Source organism: Mycobacterium sp. NGS33 (assembly GCF_059812885.1).
On the sequence record NZ_JCALDN010000023.1, the window covers coordinates 1 to 15697 of the forward strand.

Below are 15697 nucleotides of genomic sequence, written 5' to 3' on the forward strand. Positions count from 1 at the left end.
GACGCCCACGGTGCCTTGATCCGCGCCCAGGCCGCGTCCTTGGAGGCCGAGCACCAGGCCATCGTTCGCGATGTGCTTGCTGCCGGCGACTTCTGGGGCGGTGCGGGTTCGGTGGCATGCCAGGAGTTCATCACCCAGTTGGGTCGCAACTTCCAGGTCATCTACGAGCAGGCCAACTCCCACGGACAGAAGGTTCAGTCCGCGGGCAGCAACATGGCCAGCACCGACAGCGCCGTTGGGTCCAGCTGGGCCTAACCGCAACTTCAGGCGCGGCAGCACACCACCCGTCGGTGTGCTGCCGCGTCCTGCGGTTACCGTGAAGTTTGGCGTGAAGTACTAGGGACCAATTGGGGAAGTGATGGACCAACAGAGCACCCGCACCGACATCACTGTCAACGTCGACGGTTTCTGGATGCTCCAGGCGCTGCTGGACATCCGGCACGTCGCGCCCGAGCTGCGGTGCCGGCCATACGTGTCTACGGACTCGAGCGACTGGCTCAACGAACATCCCGGGATGGCGGTGATGCGCGAGCAGGGCATCGTCGAGAACGACCAGGTGAACGAGCACGTGGCCGCGCGAATGCGGGTGCTCGCGGCGCCCGACCTCGAGGTGGTCGCCCTGTTGTCCCGAGGCAAGCTGGCCTACGGCGTGCTCGATGACGAGAACCAGCCCCCCGGGTCGCGCGATATCCCCGACAACGAGTTTCGGGTGGTGCTGGCCCGCCGCGGACAGCACTGGGTGTCGGCGGTTCGGGTCGGCGGCGAGATCACCGTCGACGACGTCGCCGTCGCCGACAGCGCCTCGATCGCGTCCCTGGTGATCGACGCCCTCGAATCCATCCACCACGCCGAGCCCGCCGCGATCAACGCCGTCAACGTGCCGCTCGAGGAAATGCTGGAAGCGACCAAGTCCTGGCAGGAGTCCGGCTTCAACGTGTTCTCCGGGGGAGACCTGCGCCGGATGGGCATCAGCGCCGCCACCGTGGCCGCGCTCGGCCAGGCGCTGTCCGACCCCGCGGCCGAGGTGGCGGTGTACGCCCGCCAGTACCAGGACGACGCCAAGGGCCCCAGCGCGTCGGTGCTGTCACTCAAAGACGGCTCCGGCGGACGCATCGCGCTCTATCAGCAGGCCCGCACCGCGGGTTCGGGGGAGGCGTGGCTGGCCATCTGCCCGGCGACCCCCCAGCTCGTGCAGGTCGGCGTCAAGACCGTGCTCGACACGCTTCCCTACGGCGAGTGGAAAACCCACAGCAGGGTCTGACGAAACACAGAGTTCACCAATGTCTTTGCACTCAACATGCGGTTGAGCTGCGAACACGGCATACTTCTCTGAAAGACATCAGCAAATCTCCAACCGGTTTCAACGACGACTCTTAATCGCAAGGCGAGGCAGATGGAATTCCAATTAGTCGGGATGCACTTCGCGGGGGGCCGCAGCACCTCGGCGAGGACACCGGCGCACGCCCGCGCGCGACTGGCGGCACGGGCTCACACATTCATCACGATAGGGAGTACAGGGCGATGACTGCGGTAGTTGAAGTACCACAGCCTGACGTAGAGGGAATCTCGCAGCCTCAGGCAGTCGTCGTCGGCGTGATGGCCGGCGCGGGTGTCCAGATCGGCGTCCTGCTGGACGCCAACGCCCCCGTCTCGGTGATGACCGACCCGTTGCTGAAGGTGGTCAACAGCCGGCTGCGCGAACTCGGTGAGTCCCCGTTGGAGGCGTCGGGCCGGGGCCGCTGGGCGCTGTGCCTGGTGGACGGCTCGCCGCTGCGGGCCACCCAATCGCTGAGCGAGCAGGACGTCTACGACGGCGACCGGTTGTGGATCCGCTTCATCCCGGACACCGAGCACCGCTCGCAGGTCATCGAGCACATCTCCACCGCCGTCGCAGCGGACCTCAGCAAGCGCTTCGCCGCCATCGACCCGGTCGTCGCGGTGCAGGTCGGGGCGACGATGGTGGCCGTCGGGGTGACGACCGCCGCCGGCCTGCTCGGCTGGTGGCGCTGGCACCACAACTCGTGGCTGCCGACGGTCTACGCCGGCGTGATCGGCGCGGTGGTGCTCGGCGTTTCGCTGATGCTGTTGATGCGGGCGAGCACGCAGCAGGAACGGCGCGTCGGCGACACCATGCTGTTGAGCAGCCTCGCGCCCCTCTCGATCGCGGCCGCGGCCGCCCCGCCCGGCGGCGTCGGATCGCCGCACGGGGTATTGGGATTCGGCGTCCTCACCATCGCCGCGATCCTCGCGCTGCGCTTCACCGGGCGCCGGCTGGCGATCTACACCGCGATCGTCACCGTCAGCCTGATCACGGCGGTGGCCGCGCTGGCGCGGATGGTCGCGATGACCAGCGCCGTGACGCTGTTCACCTGCGTCGTGCTGGTGTCCGTCATGATCTACCAAAGCGCGCCGGCGATCTCCCGGCGGCTGGCCGGCATCCGGTTGCCCGTCTTCCCGTCGGCCACCAGCCGATGGGTGTTCGAGGCCCGGCCCGACCTGCCCACCACCGTGGTGCGCTCCGACGGCGGTCCTCCGGTCCTGGAGGGGCCCGCCTCGGTCCGCGACGTGCTGACCCAGGCCGAACGCGCCCGGTCCTTCCTGTCGGGTTTGCTGATCGGGCTCGGCGTGCTGATGATCGTCTCCCTGGCCGCGCTGTCGGACCCGCACACCGGACAACGCTGGCTGCCCGTCCTGCTGGCCGGGTTCTGCGCGGGCTTTTTGATGCTGCGCGGCCGCTCCTACGTCGACCGCTGGCAGGCGATCACCCTGGCCGGAACGGCGGTGTTGATCGTCGGTGCGGTGGTGTTGCGCTACGCGCTGGTGCTGCAGTCACCGCTCGCGGTCTCGATCAGCGCGGCGATCCTGGTGCTGCTGCCGGCCGCGGGACTGACGTCGGCGGCCGTGGTGCCGAACACGGTCTACAGCCCGCTATTCCGCAAATTCGTGGAATGGATTGAATACCTCTGCCTGATGCCAATTTTCCCGCTGGCATTGTGGTTGATGAATGTCTATGCAGCTATCCGCTATCGCTAACGGCAAGGTGTGGCGGGGTCGCGCGTCCGCTGCGGCCATCGCCGCCACGCTGCTCGCGTCGGGTGCGTTAGCCGGTTTGCCTCCGGCGTACGCGATCTCGCCCCCGACGATCGATCCGGGGGCTGTGCCGCCGGACGGTCCGCCGGGGCCGGGGGCGCCGATGAAGCAGAACTCGTACTGCACCGAGGTCGGCGTGCTGCCCGGCACCGACTTCCGGCTGCAACCCAAGTACATGGACATGCTGAACCTGCAGGAGGCCTGGCAGTTCGGTCGTGGTGCCGGCGTGAAGGTGGCCGTGATCGACACGGGCGTGACGCCGCACCCGCGGTTTCCCCACCTGATTGCCGGCGGTGATTACATCATGGCCGGCGACGGCCTGTCCGACTGCGACGCGCACGGCACCATCGTGGCGTCGATGATCGGTGCGGCCTCGGCCAACGGGGCCGGGGTGCCGCCGGCGGCGCCGCGCAAGCCGGTCACCATCCCCACCACCGAACCACCGCCGAAAGCGCCGCCGCCGCAGACCGTGACCCTGTCACCGCTGCCCCAGACCGTCACGATGGTCCCGCCGACACCGCAGGAGCAACCGCCTCCAGGTCCCTTCGGGGCGCCGCCGCCACCGGCGGCCCCAGCGCCCGCCGGCCCACCCCCGGGGCCGGCCCAGGCCGGGCCGGGCCCCAACGGGCAGGCGCCGGCGGCCGCCCAGGGCGGCGGCACGGTGACCATTCCCGGCTACTCCGGTGGCGGGCACGTGGCCAACGTCGACAATCGGCGCGGCCCGCAACCGCTGGACCCGCCGCCACCACCGCCGCCGCCGCCGCCCGCCAAGGCCGGTCCGGACGCGTTCAGCGGGGTGGCCCCGGACGTCGACATCATCGCGATCCGGCAATCCAGCCAGGCCTTCGGCCTCAAGGACGCCTACACCGGCGACGAGGACCCACAGACCTCGGCGAAGATCGACAACGTCCAGACGATGGCGCGGGCGATCGTGCATGCCGCCAACATGGGGGCACAGGTCATCAACATCTCCGATGTGACCTGCATGAGCGCGCGCAACATCATCGACCAGCGCTCGCTGGGCGCGGCGGTGCGCTACGCGGCGGTCGACAAGAACGCCGTCATCGTGGCGGCGGCCGGTGACACCAGCAAGAAGGACTGCAAGCAGAATCCGCCCCATGATCCGTTGCAGCCCAACGATCCTCGCAACTGGAACGCGGTCACCACGGTCGTGACGCCGTCGTGGTTCAGCGACTACGTCCTGACGGTCGGCGCCGTGGACAACGACGGGCGCCCGCTCAGCCAGGGCAACCAGGGCCAGGCGTCGACGAGCGTCGCCGGACCGTGGGTCGGGATCGCCGCGCCGGGAACGGACGTCATCGGCCTGTCGCCCCGGGACGACGGCCTGATCAACGCGATCGACGGGCCCGACAACACGCTGCTGGTGCCGTCGGGCACCAGCTTCTCGGCGGCGATCGTGTCCGGGGTCGCGGCGCTCGTTCGGGCGAAGTTCCCGCAGCTATCGGCGTATCAGGTCATCAACCGGTTGACACGCACCGCCCGCGCGCCGGCGCGCGGCGTGGATAACCAGGTCGGTCACGGCGTCGTCGACCCGGTGGCGGCACTGACCTGGGACGTGCCTGACGGTCCGGTGAAACCACCGCAGCAACTGTCGGCACCGCTGAACATTCCGAAACCCGTCCCGCCCAGGGATATGGTGCCAGTGTGGGTGGCCGCCGGCGGCTTGCTCGGCGCACTACTCATCGGCGGCGGAGTGTTCGGTACGGCGATGCTGATGAAGCGATCGCGGAAACAGCAATAGGGGCGGAGCACCTTTCATGAAGCGTCAGCGCAGGTTTGGGTTGTCATTGTCGTGGCCGCGGCTGACCACCGTGTTCGTGGTCGACGTCGTGATCATGGTGGTGGCCAGCCACTGTCCCGAGTCCTGGCAGGGCACCTATCGCATCGCGTTCTGGGTGGGTGTCGGCCTGGCCGTGCTGGTGACCTTGCTGTCGCTGGTGACCTATCACGGGCTGACGGTGACGTCGGGGCTGGCCACCTGGCTGTGGGACTGGTCCGCCGACCCGGGTTCCGCGCTGGCCGCCGGCTGCACCCCGGCGGTCGATCACCACCGCAAATTCGGGCGGGACACGGTCGGCGTGCGCCAGCACGACGGCCAACTGGTCACGGTGATCGCCATCAACGGCGGCGACGACGAGTCGGCCTCGCGCCTGCGCCACCGGAATTCGCCCCCCACCCTGCTGGTGTCGGCGGTCGCGTCGGGCCTGCGCCAGTTCGACATCCACCTCGACGACATCGACATCGTGTCGGTGAAGGTCCGCCGCGGCGGTAACGCCGCCGAGTTGTCCAAGCTGGACGACTGGGGGCCCGAGGAATGGGAGGTGGCCAACGATCAGCCGACCTCGTACATTCGCCGCACCTGGCTGGTGTTGCGGATGAATCCGCAGCGCAATGTCGCCGCGGTGGCCGCGCGCGATTCGCTGGCCTCCACCCTGGTGGCGGCCACCGAGCGGCTCGCCCAGGATCTCGACGGGCTGACCTGCGCGGCCAAGCCGTTGACGGCGGAAGAGCTCGCCGAAGTCGACCGCGCGGTGCTCGCCGACCTGGAACCGACCTGGAGCCGCCCCGGCTGGCGCCGCCTCAAGCATTTCAACGGTTTCGTCACCAGCCTGTGGCTGTCGCCGTCGGACATCACCACCGACAAGCTGGACGAGCTGTGGGACGACGAGACCTTCGCCACCGTGCTCACCATCCGGCTCACCTCGCGCGGCGGCCGGCCGCAGGTATCGGCGTGGGTTCGCTACCACACCGAGAAGCGGTTGCGCAGAAACGTCTCGTCGGGCCTCAACCGGCTCACCGGACGCCAACTGGCCGCGGTGCGAGCGAGCCTGCCCGCCCCCACGGCGCGCCCCCTGCTGGTCGTGCCGAGTCGTCCGCTGCGCGCCGACGACGAGGACCTTGCGTTATCCGTCGACCAGCTGCGAGGGAGCTCGGCGGGCGTTCCTGTAGCGCAATGACGAGGCCGCAATCCACCGCCGAAGGCGCCCGTAACGCGATGGTCGCCGGGCTGTTGGCCTCCGGCGTCTCGGTCAACGGCCTTCAGCCCAGCCACAATCCACAGGTTGCGGCGCAGATGTTCGCCACCGCGACCAACCTGGATCCGGGGATGTGTGACGCCTGGCTGGCGCGAATCCTGGTGGGGGAGCAGAGCATTGACGTGCTGGCCGGTGCGTGGTCGTCGATCCGGACGTTCGGGTGGGAGACTCGCCGCCTCGGGGTCACCGAGTTGCAGTTCCGTCCCGAGGTCTCCGACGGCCTGTTCCTGCGGCTGGCGGTGACCAGTGTGGAGACATTGGCATGCGCGTACGCCGCGGTTCTGGCCGAGGCGAAACGCTACGAGGAAGCCTCGAAACTGATCGACAGCGTCGAGCCCCGCCAGCCCGTCGACGAGGAACTGGTCAGCTACGTGCGCGGCGTGCTGTACTTTCGCACCGCTCGGTGGCCGGACGTGCTCAACGAGTTCGCCGAGGGAAAGAGCTGGCGGCAGCCCGAGCTGAAGGCCGCCGGTGCCGCGATGGCCACCACGGCGCTGGCTTCCCTGGGTGTGTTCGAGGAGGCGTTACGCCGCGGGCAGGATGCCATCGAAGGCGATCGGGTGCCGGGCGCGGCCAACATCGCGTTGTACACCCAGGGCATGTGCCTGCGGCACCTGGGCCGCGAGGACGAGGCCGTCGAGCTGTTGCGGCGGGTGTACTCAAGGGATCCGAAGTTCACGCCGGCGCGCGAGGCGCTGGACAACCCCAACTACCGCCTGGTCCTGACCGATCCGGAAACGATCGAGGCCCGCACCGACCCGTGGGACCAGGACAGCGCGCCCACCCGGGCCGAGACCGAGGCCGCTCGCCACGCCGAGGAGGCGGCGAAGTACCTGGCCGAAGGCGATGCCGAGCTCAACGCCATGCTGGGCATGGAACGCGCCAAGCGCGAGATCAAGCTCATCAAGTCGACGACCAAGGTGAACCTGGCCCGCGCCAAGATGGGCCTTCCGGTGCCGGTCACCTCGCGCCACACGCTGCTGCTCGGCCCGCCCGGCACCGGAAAGACCTCGGTGGCAAGGGCTTTCAGCAAGCAGCTGTGCGGGTTGACCGTGCTGCGCAAACCCGTGGTGGTGGAAACGAGCCGCACCAAGCTGCTGGGCCGGTACATGGCCGACGCGGAGAAGAACACCGAGGAGATGCTCGAGGGCGCCCTGGGAGGCGCGGTCTTCTTCGATGAGATGCACACGCTGCACGAGAAGGGCTACCAGCAGGGTGACCCGTACGGCAACGCGATCATCAACACGCTGCTGTTGTACATGGAGAACCATCGCGACGAGCTGGTGGTCTTCGGCGCCGGTTACGCCAAGGCCATGGACAAGATGCTGGAAGTGAATCAGGGTCTGCGACGGCGGTTTTCGACCGTCATCGAGTTCTTCAGCTACACCCCCGACGAGCTGGTCGCGCTGACGCGGTTGATGGGCCAGGAGAACGAAGACGTCATCACCGACGAGTCGGCCCAGGCGTTGTTGCCGTCGTACACGAAGTTCTATCTCGACGAAAGTTATTCCGAGGACGGCGATCTCATCCGCGGCATCGATACGCTCGGCAACGCCGGTTTCGTGCGCAACGTGGTGGAGAAGGCCCGCGATCACCGCAGTTTCCGGCTGGACGACGAGGATCTGGATGCGGTGCTGGCCAGCGATGTGACCGAATTCAGCGAACGTCAACTGTTGCGGTTCAAGGAACTGACCCAGGAGGACCTCGCCGAGGGTCTCAGCGCGGCGGTAGCCGAGAAGAAGTCGGACTAGCCGGCTCCGAGGCCCTGTCGCGCCGCTGGGGCCATGCCCGGCGGTCATGAAAACGAGCTCGTGCCGACAGTGATGGGCCGCCCGCCCGCCGGTTGAGAGCGCGCGCATCGAAATCAAATCGACCAACGGTACGGCCCGTTGGCAAATTGCTGAGCCCCAGCAACGGCAGAAGCGGGCAGACACCGCCTCACAGGCGCCCAAAAAGCCATGTGAGCTAGCGAGATTGCCGCACAGGAAATTGTCAGTAGCTAATCAGTGCCACAGCAGATTGGCCACGTCTACTCGTATAGGTGAAGTCGAGAAGAACAATGGCCCGCGGGGCGGTCTTGGCACACGACCACGGTCACGGATGGGCAGGCCGCCGGGGGCGTGCCGGTCCGGGGGGTGCGGGCCTTCGGCGTCCGACCGGCGGGTCGTCGCCACAGGTCGCCCGCGAGCGGTCCGGCTCCGCGGGGCTGCACGCCCGGCCCCACGGGGTGCGTCATGCAACTGCCGCACAGCGTCGTCGGCGTTGGTCTTAATTGAATCCAGGGAACGCAAATGCGCCGGAAATGTCCGGCTTCGCGTTGGGTGGTGATTGATATGGAGGTCGCCGATATTAGTAGCGAGACGCCAAAGAAATAGTTTCTAGCGCTTTATCAGATTGGCGACGACGCCGATCTTCAGCTTGTGGTTTACGCCGCTTGTGGCTTGCACGTTCATTTACTTCGACCGTTGTCTAATGCTGCCCACAAGTGGCTCGGAAAGTGATGCGCGCCACTAATTTCGGTGGTGGGAGGCGGTCTCTCACAGACCGTCGATGGCCCCGATATGTGTTTTTTACAAATGTTTACCTGACGGGAACGCCCGCCGAAATAACCGATCGGCAGCATCGTCAGTGAAATAGCAGCGTGGCTTGACTAGTCGTTCGTACGCCATTTGGGCGCCGATTCACAGCTAGGAGCGGTATGGCTTTGTTGCCTGTAGCACATGGGGTTTGTACATGTGTCCTATAACGATTCCGGCGCATTCCTTGCGGGTTGCGCCCACTGTGCCGATGCCCCGGCCGCGACGCGGTGCGTGCGCCAGCCGCCGCATGAGGGACCGGAGGCATTAGATGTTGGACTTCGGGGCTTATCCGCCGGAATACAACTCGGGGCGGATGTACGTGGGTGCGGGATCGGGGCCCCTGCTGGCCGCCGCGGCGGCATGGGACGAATTGGCCGCCGAGCTGCAAAGCACTGGGGCGTCGTACAACTCGACCATCGAGACTCTGGCAACGGGACCGTGGACGGGCCCATCGTCTATCGCCATGGCGGCCGCGGCCGCGCCCTACGTGGCCTGGATCCATGTCACCGGCGCGCAAGCCGAACAGGCGGGCGCCCAGGCCAAACTGGCCGCCGGCGCCTACGAGGCCGCCTTCGCGGCGACAGTTCCGCCGCCGGTGATCGCCGCCAACCGCGCGCTGCTGGCCACTTTGATCGCGACCAACATCCTCGGCCAGAACACCCCGGCGATTGCCGCCACCGAAGCCCACTACATGGAGATGTGGGCGCAGGACGCCGCCGCGATGTATACCTACGCGGCGACCTCAGCCAGCGCCGCTGCGCTGACCCCGTTCGCCGAGCCGCCGCAGACCACCAACGAGTCGGCCAGCACCACGCAGGCCGCCGCGGTCACCCAGAGCGCCGGGCAGTCCAGCGCGAATACCGTCAGCCACCTCGCACAACTGAGCACCACGATGCAGCCGGCGGCACAGGTCGCGAGCAATGCCAGCACCACGACAACGGCGACGTCCGGTTCGTCACTCACCCTGCCGAGTGCGATAACGAACTGGAACGAGTTCTGGTCGGTCGCCACCGGACCGTTCTCCCCGCAGTCCTGGAGCAGCATCCCGGGCGGTCCGTTCCTGTCATTCGGCCAGGCCTACGCCTGGGGGCAGAACGGGCAAGGCGCCGCCGCCTATCTCGCGGGACCCAAGGCCATCTCCGGGGCGTTGGCCCCGCTGACCAATGGCGCCAGCGCCGTCAAGCCCATGCTCAGCTCCGCGGTCGGGGCGGGGCAGGCGTCGGGGTCGATGGGCAAAGCCGCCCTGGTGGGCGGCATGTCGGTGCCGCAGGGCTGGACTGAGGCCGCCCCGGCGATCCGAACCATCGCCCAGGTGCTGCCCACCAACATGGCCGCGGCACCGGCCGCGATGGCCGGCGAAGAGGGCGCGTTCAGCCAGATGGCCCTGTCCAGCTTGGCCGGACGCGCCGTCGCGGCCGCCGCAACACGGCCCGGCGGCGCCGCCGCCTCCGCGGCCGGTTCGCTGGGCGGCGTTGCCGCCGAAGCCGATCCGGCCGCCGCCACCATCATCGTGATCCCGTACGTCGAGGAGTGATCGCGATGACGAAATCGTATGGCAGCCAGACACTGTCCGGCCGGAAGCGAAGGTAGGGGTACGCGAGATGTTCTACGGAGCCTTTCCACCGGAGTTCAATTCGGGCCGGATGTACAGTGGTCCGGGTGCTGGGTCGCTGGTGGCCGCGGCGACGGCCTGGCAGAACCTGGCCACCGAATTACAGTCCACCGCAACGTCGTACTCGTCCGTGCTCTCGAGCCTCACGGCCGGGCCGTGGGTGGGTCCGTCGTCGATTGCGATGGCAAGCGCGGCCGCCCCGTACGTGGCCTGGATGCAGCAGACCGCCGCCCAGGCCGCGCAATCCGCGATCCAGGCGACCGAGGCCGCCGCGGCCTACGAGACGGCTTTCGCCGCGCACGTGCCGCCGGCGGTGATCGCGGAGAACCGGGCCCTGCTCGCACAGCTGGTGGCGACCAACCTCTTTGGCCAGAACACGTCGGCGATCGCCGCGAATGAGGCGCAATACAGCGAGTTTTGGGCTCAGGACGCCACCGCCATGGACACCTACTTCGCCTCGTCGGCGACGGCATCGAACAACCTGACGGAGTTCAGCCCGGCGCCCAAGACCACCAATGAGGCGGCCGAGCCGATGCAGGCGGCCGCGGTAACGTCGGCGGCGAGCACCCCGGCCGCCAACGTCGCCAACACCGCGGCGAGCGCCGCCACGACCACCCTGCCCTACAGCGGATTGTTCTCAGGCCCGGCGAACCTCGCCTATCTCTACAACCAGTTCGTCACCAATCTTTTGAACGGATTGCCGGGTGGGTCGAGCTTCTACACGGGCTTGTACAACGCCGTGAAGGTGCCGCTAGGCCTGACCACGCAGTTCAACGACATCGGGTTGCTGGTCAACTTCCCAATGTCGCAATGGCTCAAGTTCGCCCCGCCCATCGGATATGGGGCGCTGCCGAAAGACGCGCTGGGCGCCGGCCTGGGGGCGCTGGGTTTCGGTCGCGGCACCTTGTACAGCTCGATCAGCCCGATCGCCGGCATGGGCAACGCCGGCACCCTGGTCGGCAAGCTGTCCATCCCACCGAGCTGGGCCACGGCCACCCCGTCGATCAGGACCGTCGCGGCCGCCCTGTCGGCGGCCGGAACCGAGGCCGTGCCGGCGGCCGCGCTGGGCCAGGGGAGCCTGTTCAGTTCGATGGGGCTGGCCGGGATGCTCGGCAGCGCCGTCGGATCCGGCGGACCCACGGTGGCGCGTGCCGGTGTGCGCAACCGGATGACTCCCATCAAGGACCTCAAAGACAAGCAATCACCCGAACAACTGAAACGCCTTGTCGCACAGATCTCAGAGCAGCCCGAAACCGTGCAGCACCACAACGTCGATCAAGAAAACCTCGACGCGCTTCTCGAGCAGCTGGCCAAAAAGCCGGGCATCCACGCGGTGCATCTGAAGAAGGGCGACAAGTCAAAGGTCATACCCGCCGATGCCCAATTGGGTTGAGCGGCAAAGGTAATCCATCGCGACGGAAGGGTGACAGATGAAACGACTACTGGCGCTGCTTGGTGCTTTTTCGATGGTCGGGCTGGCCGCACCGGCGTACGCCGATCCTCCGCCGGTGCCGGACGGGGACGACGGCGGTTTCGTCGCCGCACTGCAGCAGGCCGGCTTCAGCTTCAACAGCCCCGGCTCGGCCGCCGCGGCCGGCAGGGCGGTGTGTTCGTGCCTGAACAACGGCGAGTCGGGCCTCGAGGTGGTCCACGACGTCAAGACCCACAACCCCGGGATGGACATGGAGATGGCATCGAATTTCGCCCTGCTCTCCGCCAAGTACTACTGCCCCCAGCAGCTTTCGAAGGCCTGACGCCCCGGCGGGCGAGGCGGTGATCTGTGAAACGAGTTGCCGCTCAACAAGTCTGTGATGCGCCGCTCGCCACCGCGGTCATCCCCGACACGTGGGACAATCACCGGTCATGAGACTGCTGCTGGCGCTCGGTGTCGGCGTTTCGGTCGCGATCGCGATGGCCCCGCTCGCCCATGGTGACCCTGCGGCGGCCGGCGTCGACGAGGCCGGATTCCTGGCCTCCCTGCGGAGTGCGGGCATCACCTACTCGACCCCCGACGGGGCGATCAAGTTCGCCAAGGCGGTGTGCGTGTCGATGGCCAACGGCGAGTTCGGCCCACAGATGCTCGACGAGCTGAAGGGCGAAAACCCCGGACTGACCAACGAGCACGCCACGTCTTTCCTGGCGATCGCGGCCAAATACTATTGCCCGCAGCAACTCACCGGAAAACGATAGCCGCGGGCGCGACGACCCGCGAAGCGCCGCACGGTGCGCAGCACCTGCCGTACTCACATGAAACATAGATATGTACCGCATGTGAAACTCATGAATTCGATTTGAGCCGGAGCTTGTTTGCCGGTCGGTCGCCTATCCGCTCCTACCCTGGCGCCAGAGGAGGACGGGAGGCGACGGGTGGACTTTGGGGCGCTGCCACCAGAGGTCAATTCGGGACGGATGTACGTGGGCGCCGGATCGGGGCCCTTGCTGGCCGCCGCCGCGGCATGGGATGCGCTGGGAGCCGAGCTGTATTCCTTTGCGGCGGCCTATAGTTCGACGATCTCAGGCCTCACGGTCGGGTCCTGGTTAGGACCGGCGGCGACGTCGATGAGCGCCGCGGTCGCCCCGTACGTGGCCTGGGCGGCCCAGTCCGCTGCACAGGCGGAGCAGGTCGCGATGCAGGCAAGGCTCGCCGCCGCGGCCTACGAGACCGCGTTCGCTGCGACGGTGCCCCCACCGGTGATCGCTGCCAACCGCAGCCTGTTGATGACGCTGATCGCCACCAACATCCTCGGCCAGAACACCGCGGCCATCGCGGCGGCCGAAGCGGAGTATGCCGAGATGTGGGCCCAGGATGCCGCCGCGATGTATGCCTACGCCGCCTCGTCGGCCGCGGCCACGCAGTTGTCGCCCTTCGCGGAGCCGCCGCCGACCACCGATCCATCCGCGGTGGCGACGCAATCCGCAGCGATGGCACAGAATGCCGCGTCGGACGTCGCAACCCAGCTGCCCGCGCTGACCAACGTGCTGCCCACGATGCTGCAAGGCCTGGCGACGACCCCGTTGGCGGCGGCGACGCCCGCGGCATCGATCATCGAAGCCATTTACCCCATCACCGCCGCGCTGCGGCCATTTTTCGCCGCCGTCACCGGCGCCTACAGCCCCATCGGGGCGATCATCCTGCCGGGCGGCTGGTGGCTGCTGTCCCTTCAGGCGCTGGGGCTGGCCCAGAACGCGCCGGGCGTGGCCGAACTGCTCGGCGGCGGGAAGGCCGTCGCCGGCGGGCTCTCGCCGCTGGCGCCGCTGCGGGGCGGTTACGTCTCCGCGGTGACACCGGAGATCGGCGGCGTGGCGGGGTCGATGGGCCGCGCGACCCTGGTGGGATCGCTGTCGGTTCCGCAAGGCTGGGCCGCAGCCGCACCCGTGATGAAGACGGTCGCCTCGGTACTGCCGAGCGCGAGCGCGGGGGCTGTCCCGGCGATCCCCGCGATGTCGCACGAAGTCATGTTCGGCGAGATGGCCGCGGCCAGTCTGGCCGGACGCGCCCTGGCGGGCGCCGGGGTGCGCACCGTCAGCAATGGCACTACCGGGCTCGCCGCGGCGGCCGATGGCGTTGCCACCACCGCCACAATCATTGTGGTACCGGCGGATTGAGCGCGATGAATTTCGCTCTCCAGCCACCCGAGATCACCTCCGGCCAGATGTACCTGGGTCCGGGGGCGGGGCCGATGCTGACGGCCGCCGCCGCGTGGGACGCGTTGGCGAGCGAATTGCAGTCGGCCGCATCGTCTTACGGCTCGATCGTCGAGGGCCTGGCCAACGAGGCGTGGGCCGGGCCGTCGGCGGTCGCCATGGCCGCCGCGGCGGTGCCCTACGTGGCCTGGATCTCGATGACCTCGGCGCAGGCCAAGACGGCGGCCGTCCAAGCCACCGCGGCCGCGGCGGCGTATGAGAGCGCCTTCGCGGCGGTGGTGCCACCGACCGAGATCGCTACCAACCGCGCACGATTGGCAATGCTGTTGTCCACCAACGTGTTCGGGCAGAACACCACTGCGATCGCCGCCACCGAGGCCGAATACGGCGAAATGTGGGCACAGGACGCCGCCGCGATGTTCGGTTACGCCACCGCCTCTGCCGCCGCCACCCGACTTGCCCCCTTCGCCGAGCCGCCCGAAACCACCAATGCGACCGGAATCGCCGCCCAGTCGGCGGCGGTGGGCCAGGCCAGCGCACTGGCAAGCGCCACCGACGCGGCGGCGCAGGCCGCGCCGTCCGGCGTCATCAGCCAGCTGCTCGAGGCGCTCGGCAACGCTTCCCGCGGCTACATGGAATTCTGGGACCAGGTGCTCAACACGCTCACGGGTTCCCCGTTGGCCGGGACGACGTGGCAGAACACCTTCGGGATTCTCGCCGACATCGGGCGGTTCAGCACCGTCGCCAACGACAGCATGAGCCCGATCAACCTCGCCATGACCGAGTTCAAGATGTTTTACAAACCCCCGGTCGAGGGCCTGGACATTCCGAAGTCCGCGCTCGGCGCCGGGCTCGGTGTGCGTTCGGCGAGCGCCGGCCTGACCAGCGCGGCATCGGCGGGCATGGGCGAGGCGAACGTGGTGGGCAAACTCTCGGTGCCGCCGACCTGGGCGTCGGCGACCCCGGCGATCAGGTTGGCCAGCAGCCTCCCGACCGCCGGTCTGGCCGCGGCGCCCGCCGCCGGGATCCCGGGCGGCCTACTCGGCGGCATGGCGCTGGGAAGCCTGACCGGAGGCGCCCTGGGCGCCGTCGCCCCGCAGGTCGTCAGCGTCAGGGATGTCCGCGCGCGCGCCGGTGGCGCGACGAGGAGCACCGAGCCGGTCAAACTCGACGACGTCATCGCCAAGCTGCAAAAGCAGCCGGAAGCCGTGCAGCACTGGAATGTCGACAAGGCCGGACTCGACGCTCTGCTCGACCAATTGTCGAAAAAGCCCGGCATCCATGCGGTGCACGTGTCCAGCGCGGACAAGGCCACCGTGACCCGGCCCGGCGCCCCGCCCGGAAGGGCGGGGACGGCATGAGAGGCCTTCTTGCGCTGCTCGGCGCCGCCGGCGCGATCAGTTTCGCGGCGCTCGCCCATGCCGACCCCGAGGGCGATGACGCCGCGTTCCTGGCCAGCCTCGGCAATTCCGGCATCACCTACAGCAGCCCCGGTCAAGTCATCGCGTCCGCCAAAGCGGTGTGTGGGTTGATGGGCAGGGGCGAGACGGGTTTGCAGGTCGTCAGCGACATCAAGGAGCAGAATCCCGGGATGACGTTGGACGCCGCGGCCACATTCGCGGCTCTCGCATCGAACGCCTACTGCCCGCACCACCTGACGCCCAAAACCGGTTAGCCTGGGACTCGCCGCGCGCGGGACACTCCCAATGTCAGCG

At 68.1% G+C, this 15697-nt stretch carries 13 protein-coding genes; all 13 read left to right on the plus strand.

Annotated elements, in window-relative coordinates:
* On the plus strand, positions 1–255 hold a 255-nt coding region (locus tag AC5Y5B_RS22945), incomplete at its 5' end, for a WXG100 family type VII secretion target (RefSeq protein ID WP_500006805.1).
* A gap of 103 nt (positions 256–358) precedes the next feature.
* Positions 359–1261, plus strand: coding sequence for an ESX secretion-associated protein EspG (locus tag AC5Y5B_RS22950; protein WP_112633403.1), 903 nt, complete (start codon positions 359–361; stop codon positions 1259–1261).
* 260 nt (positions 1262–1521) lie between these two features.
* Positions 1522–3033: a type VII secretion integral membrane protein EccD gene (gene eccD / locus AC5Y5B_RS22955; RefSeq protein ID WP_112633404.1), complete on the plus strand. Its 1512-nt coding sequence runs from the start codon at positions 1522–1524 to the stop codon at positions 3031–3033.
* Positions 3011–4852, plus strand: coding sequence for a type VII secretion-associated serine protease mycosin (locus AC5Y5B_RS22960; protein ID WP_500006809.1), 1842 nt, complete (start codon positions 3011–3013; stop codon positions 4850–4852). The genes eccD and AC5Y5B_RS22960 overlap by 23 nt, the downstream gene beginning before the upstream one ends.
* 16 nt (positions 4853–4868) lie before the next feature.
* On the plus strand, positions 4869–6068 hold the full coding sequence (gene eccE, locus AC5Y5B_RS22965; RefSeq protein ID WP_500006812.1) for a type VII secretion protein EccE: 1200 nt from the start codon (positions 4869–4871) through the stop codon (positions 6066–6068).
* Positions 6065–7897 carry a type VII secretion system ESX-5 AAA family ATPase EccA5 gene (gene eccA5, locus AC5Y5B_RS22970; RefSeq protein WP_112633406.1) on the plus strand — a complete coding sequence of 611 codons (1833 nt, stop codon included), beginning with the start codon at positions 6065–6067 and terminating at the stop codon, positions 7895–7897. The genes eccE and eccA5 overlap by 4 nt, the downstream gene beginning before the upstream one ends.
* 1096 nt (positions 7898–8993) lie before the next feature.
* On the plus strand, positions 8994–10259 hold the full coding sequence (locus tag AC5Y5B_RS22975) for a PPE family protein (protein WP_500006817.1): 1266 nt from the start codon (positions 8994–8996) through the stop codon (positions 10257–10259).
* A 67-nt stretch (positions 10260–10326) separates the two neighbouring features.
* The gene (locus AC5Y5B_RS22980; protein ID WP_500006819.1) at positions 10327–11730 is read left to right on the plus strand and encodes a PPE family protein; all 1404 of its coding nucleotides are present in this window, start codon (positions 10327–10329) and stop codon (positions 11728–11730) included.
* Positions 11731–11767: 37 nt separating this feature from the next.
* On the plus strand, positions 11768–12091 hold the full coding sequence (locus AC5Y5B_RS22985) for a DUF732 domain-containing protein (RefSeq protein ID WP_500006822.1): 324 nt from the start codon (positions 11768–11770) through the stop codon (positions 12089–12091).
* Positions 12092–12200: 109 nt separating this feature from the next.
* Positions 12201–12527: a DUF732 domain-containing protein gene (locus AC5Y5B_RS22990; protein WP_112633410.1), complete on the plus strand. Its 327-nt coding sequence runs from the start codon at positions 12201–12203 to the stop codon at positions 12525–12527.
* A 177-nt stretch (positions 12528–12704) separates the two neighbouring features.
* Positions 12705–13943, plus strand: coding sequence for a PPE family protein (locus AC5Y5B_RS22995; protein WP_500006830.1), 1239 nt, complete (start codon positions 12705–12707; stop codon positions 13941–13943).
* A gap of 5 nt (positions 13944–13948) precedes the next feature.
* Entirely contained in the window at positions 13949–15343 is a 1395-nt protein-coding gene (locus tag AC5Y5B_RS23000) for a PPE family protein (protein WP_500006832.1), read from the plus strand.
* Positions 15340–15657, plus strand: a complete 318-nt coding sequence (locus tag AC5Y5B_RS23005; RefSeq protein ID WP_112633413.1) for a DUF732 domain-containing protein — start codon at positions 15340–15342, stop codon at positions 15655–15657. The genes AC5Y5B_RS23000 and AC5Y5B_RS23005 overlap by 4 nt, the downstream gene beginning before the upstream one ends.
* Positions 15658–15697 lie beyond the last annotated feature (40 nt).

What these genes read in the sequence shown, in the direction of transcription:
- AC5Y5B_RS22985 (WP_500006822.1), top strand. Translation starts at nt 11,768, where the DNA reads ATGAAACGACTACTGGCGCTGCTTGGTGCTTTTTCGATGGTCGGGCTG.
- AC5Y5B_RS22975 (WP_500006817.1), top strand. Translation starts at nt 8,994, where the DNA reads ATGTTGGACTTCGGGGCTTATCCGCCGGAATACAACTCGGGGCGGATG.
- AC5Y5B_RS23000 (WP_500006832.1), top strand. Translation starts at nt 13,949, where the DNA reads ATGAATTTCGCTCTCCAGCCACCCGAGATCACCTCCGGCCAGATGTAC.
- eccD (WP_112633404.1), top strand. Translation starts at nt 1,522, where the DNA reads ATGACTGCGGTAGTTGAAGTACCACAGCCTGACGTAGAGGGAATCTCG.
- eccA5 (WP_112633406.1), top strand. Translation starts at nt 6,065, where the DNA reads ATGACGAGGCCGCAATCCACCGCCGAAGGCGCCCGTAACGCGATGGTC.
- eccE (WP_500006812.1), top strand. Translation starts at nt 4,869, where the DNA reads ATGAAGCGTCAGCGCAGGTTTGGGTTGTCATTGTCGTGGCCGCGGCTG.
- AC5Y5B_RS22950 (WP_112633403.1), top strand. Translation starts at nt 359, where the DNA reads ATGGACCAACAGAGCACCCGCACCGACATCACTGTCAACGTCGACGGT.
- AC5Y5B_RS22960 (WP_500006809.1), top strand. Translation starts at nt 3,011, where the DNA reads ATGCAGCTATCCGCTATCGCTAACGGCAAGGTGTGGCGGGGTCGCGCG.
- AC5Y5B_RS22980 (WP_500006819.1), top strand. Translation starts at nt 10,327, where the DNA reads ATGTTCTACGGAGCCTTTCCACCGGAGTTCAATTCGGGCCGGATGTAC.
- AC5Y5B_RS22990 (WP_112633410.1), top strand. Translation starts at nt 12,201, where the DNA reads ATGAGACTGCTGCTGGCGCTCGGTGTCGGCGTTTCGGTCGCGATCGCG.
- AC5Y5B_RS23005 (WP_112633413.1), top strand. Translation starts at nt 15,340, where the DNA reads ATGAGAGGCCTTCTTGCGCTGCTCGGCGCCGCCGGCGCGATCAGTTTC.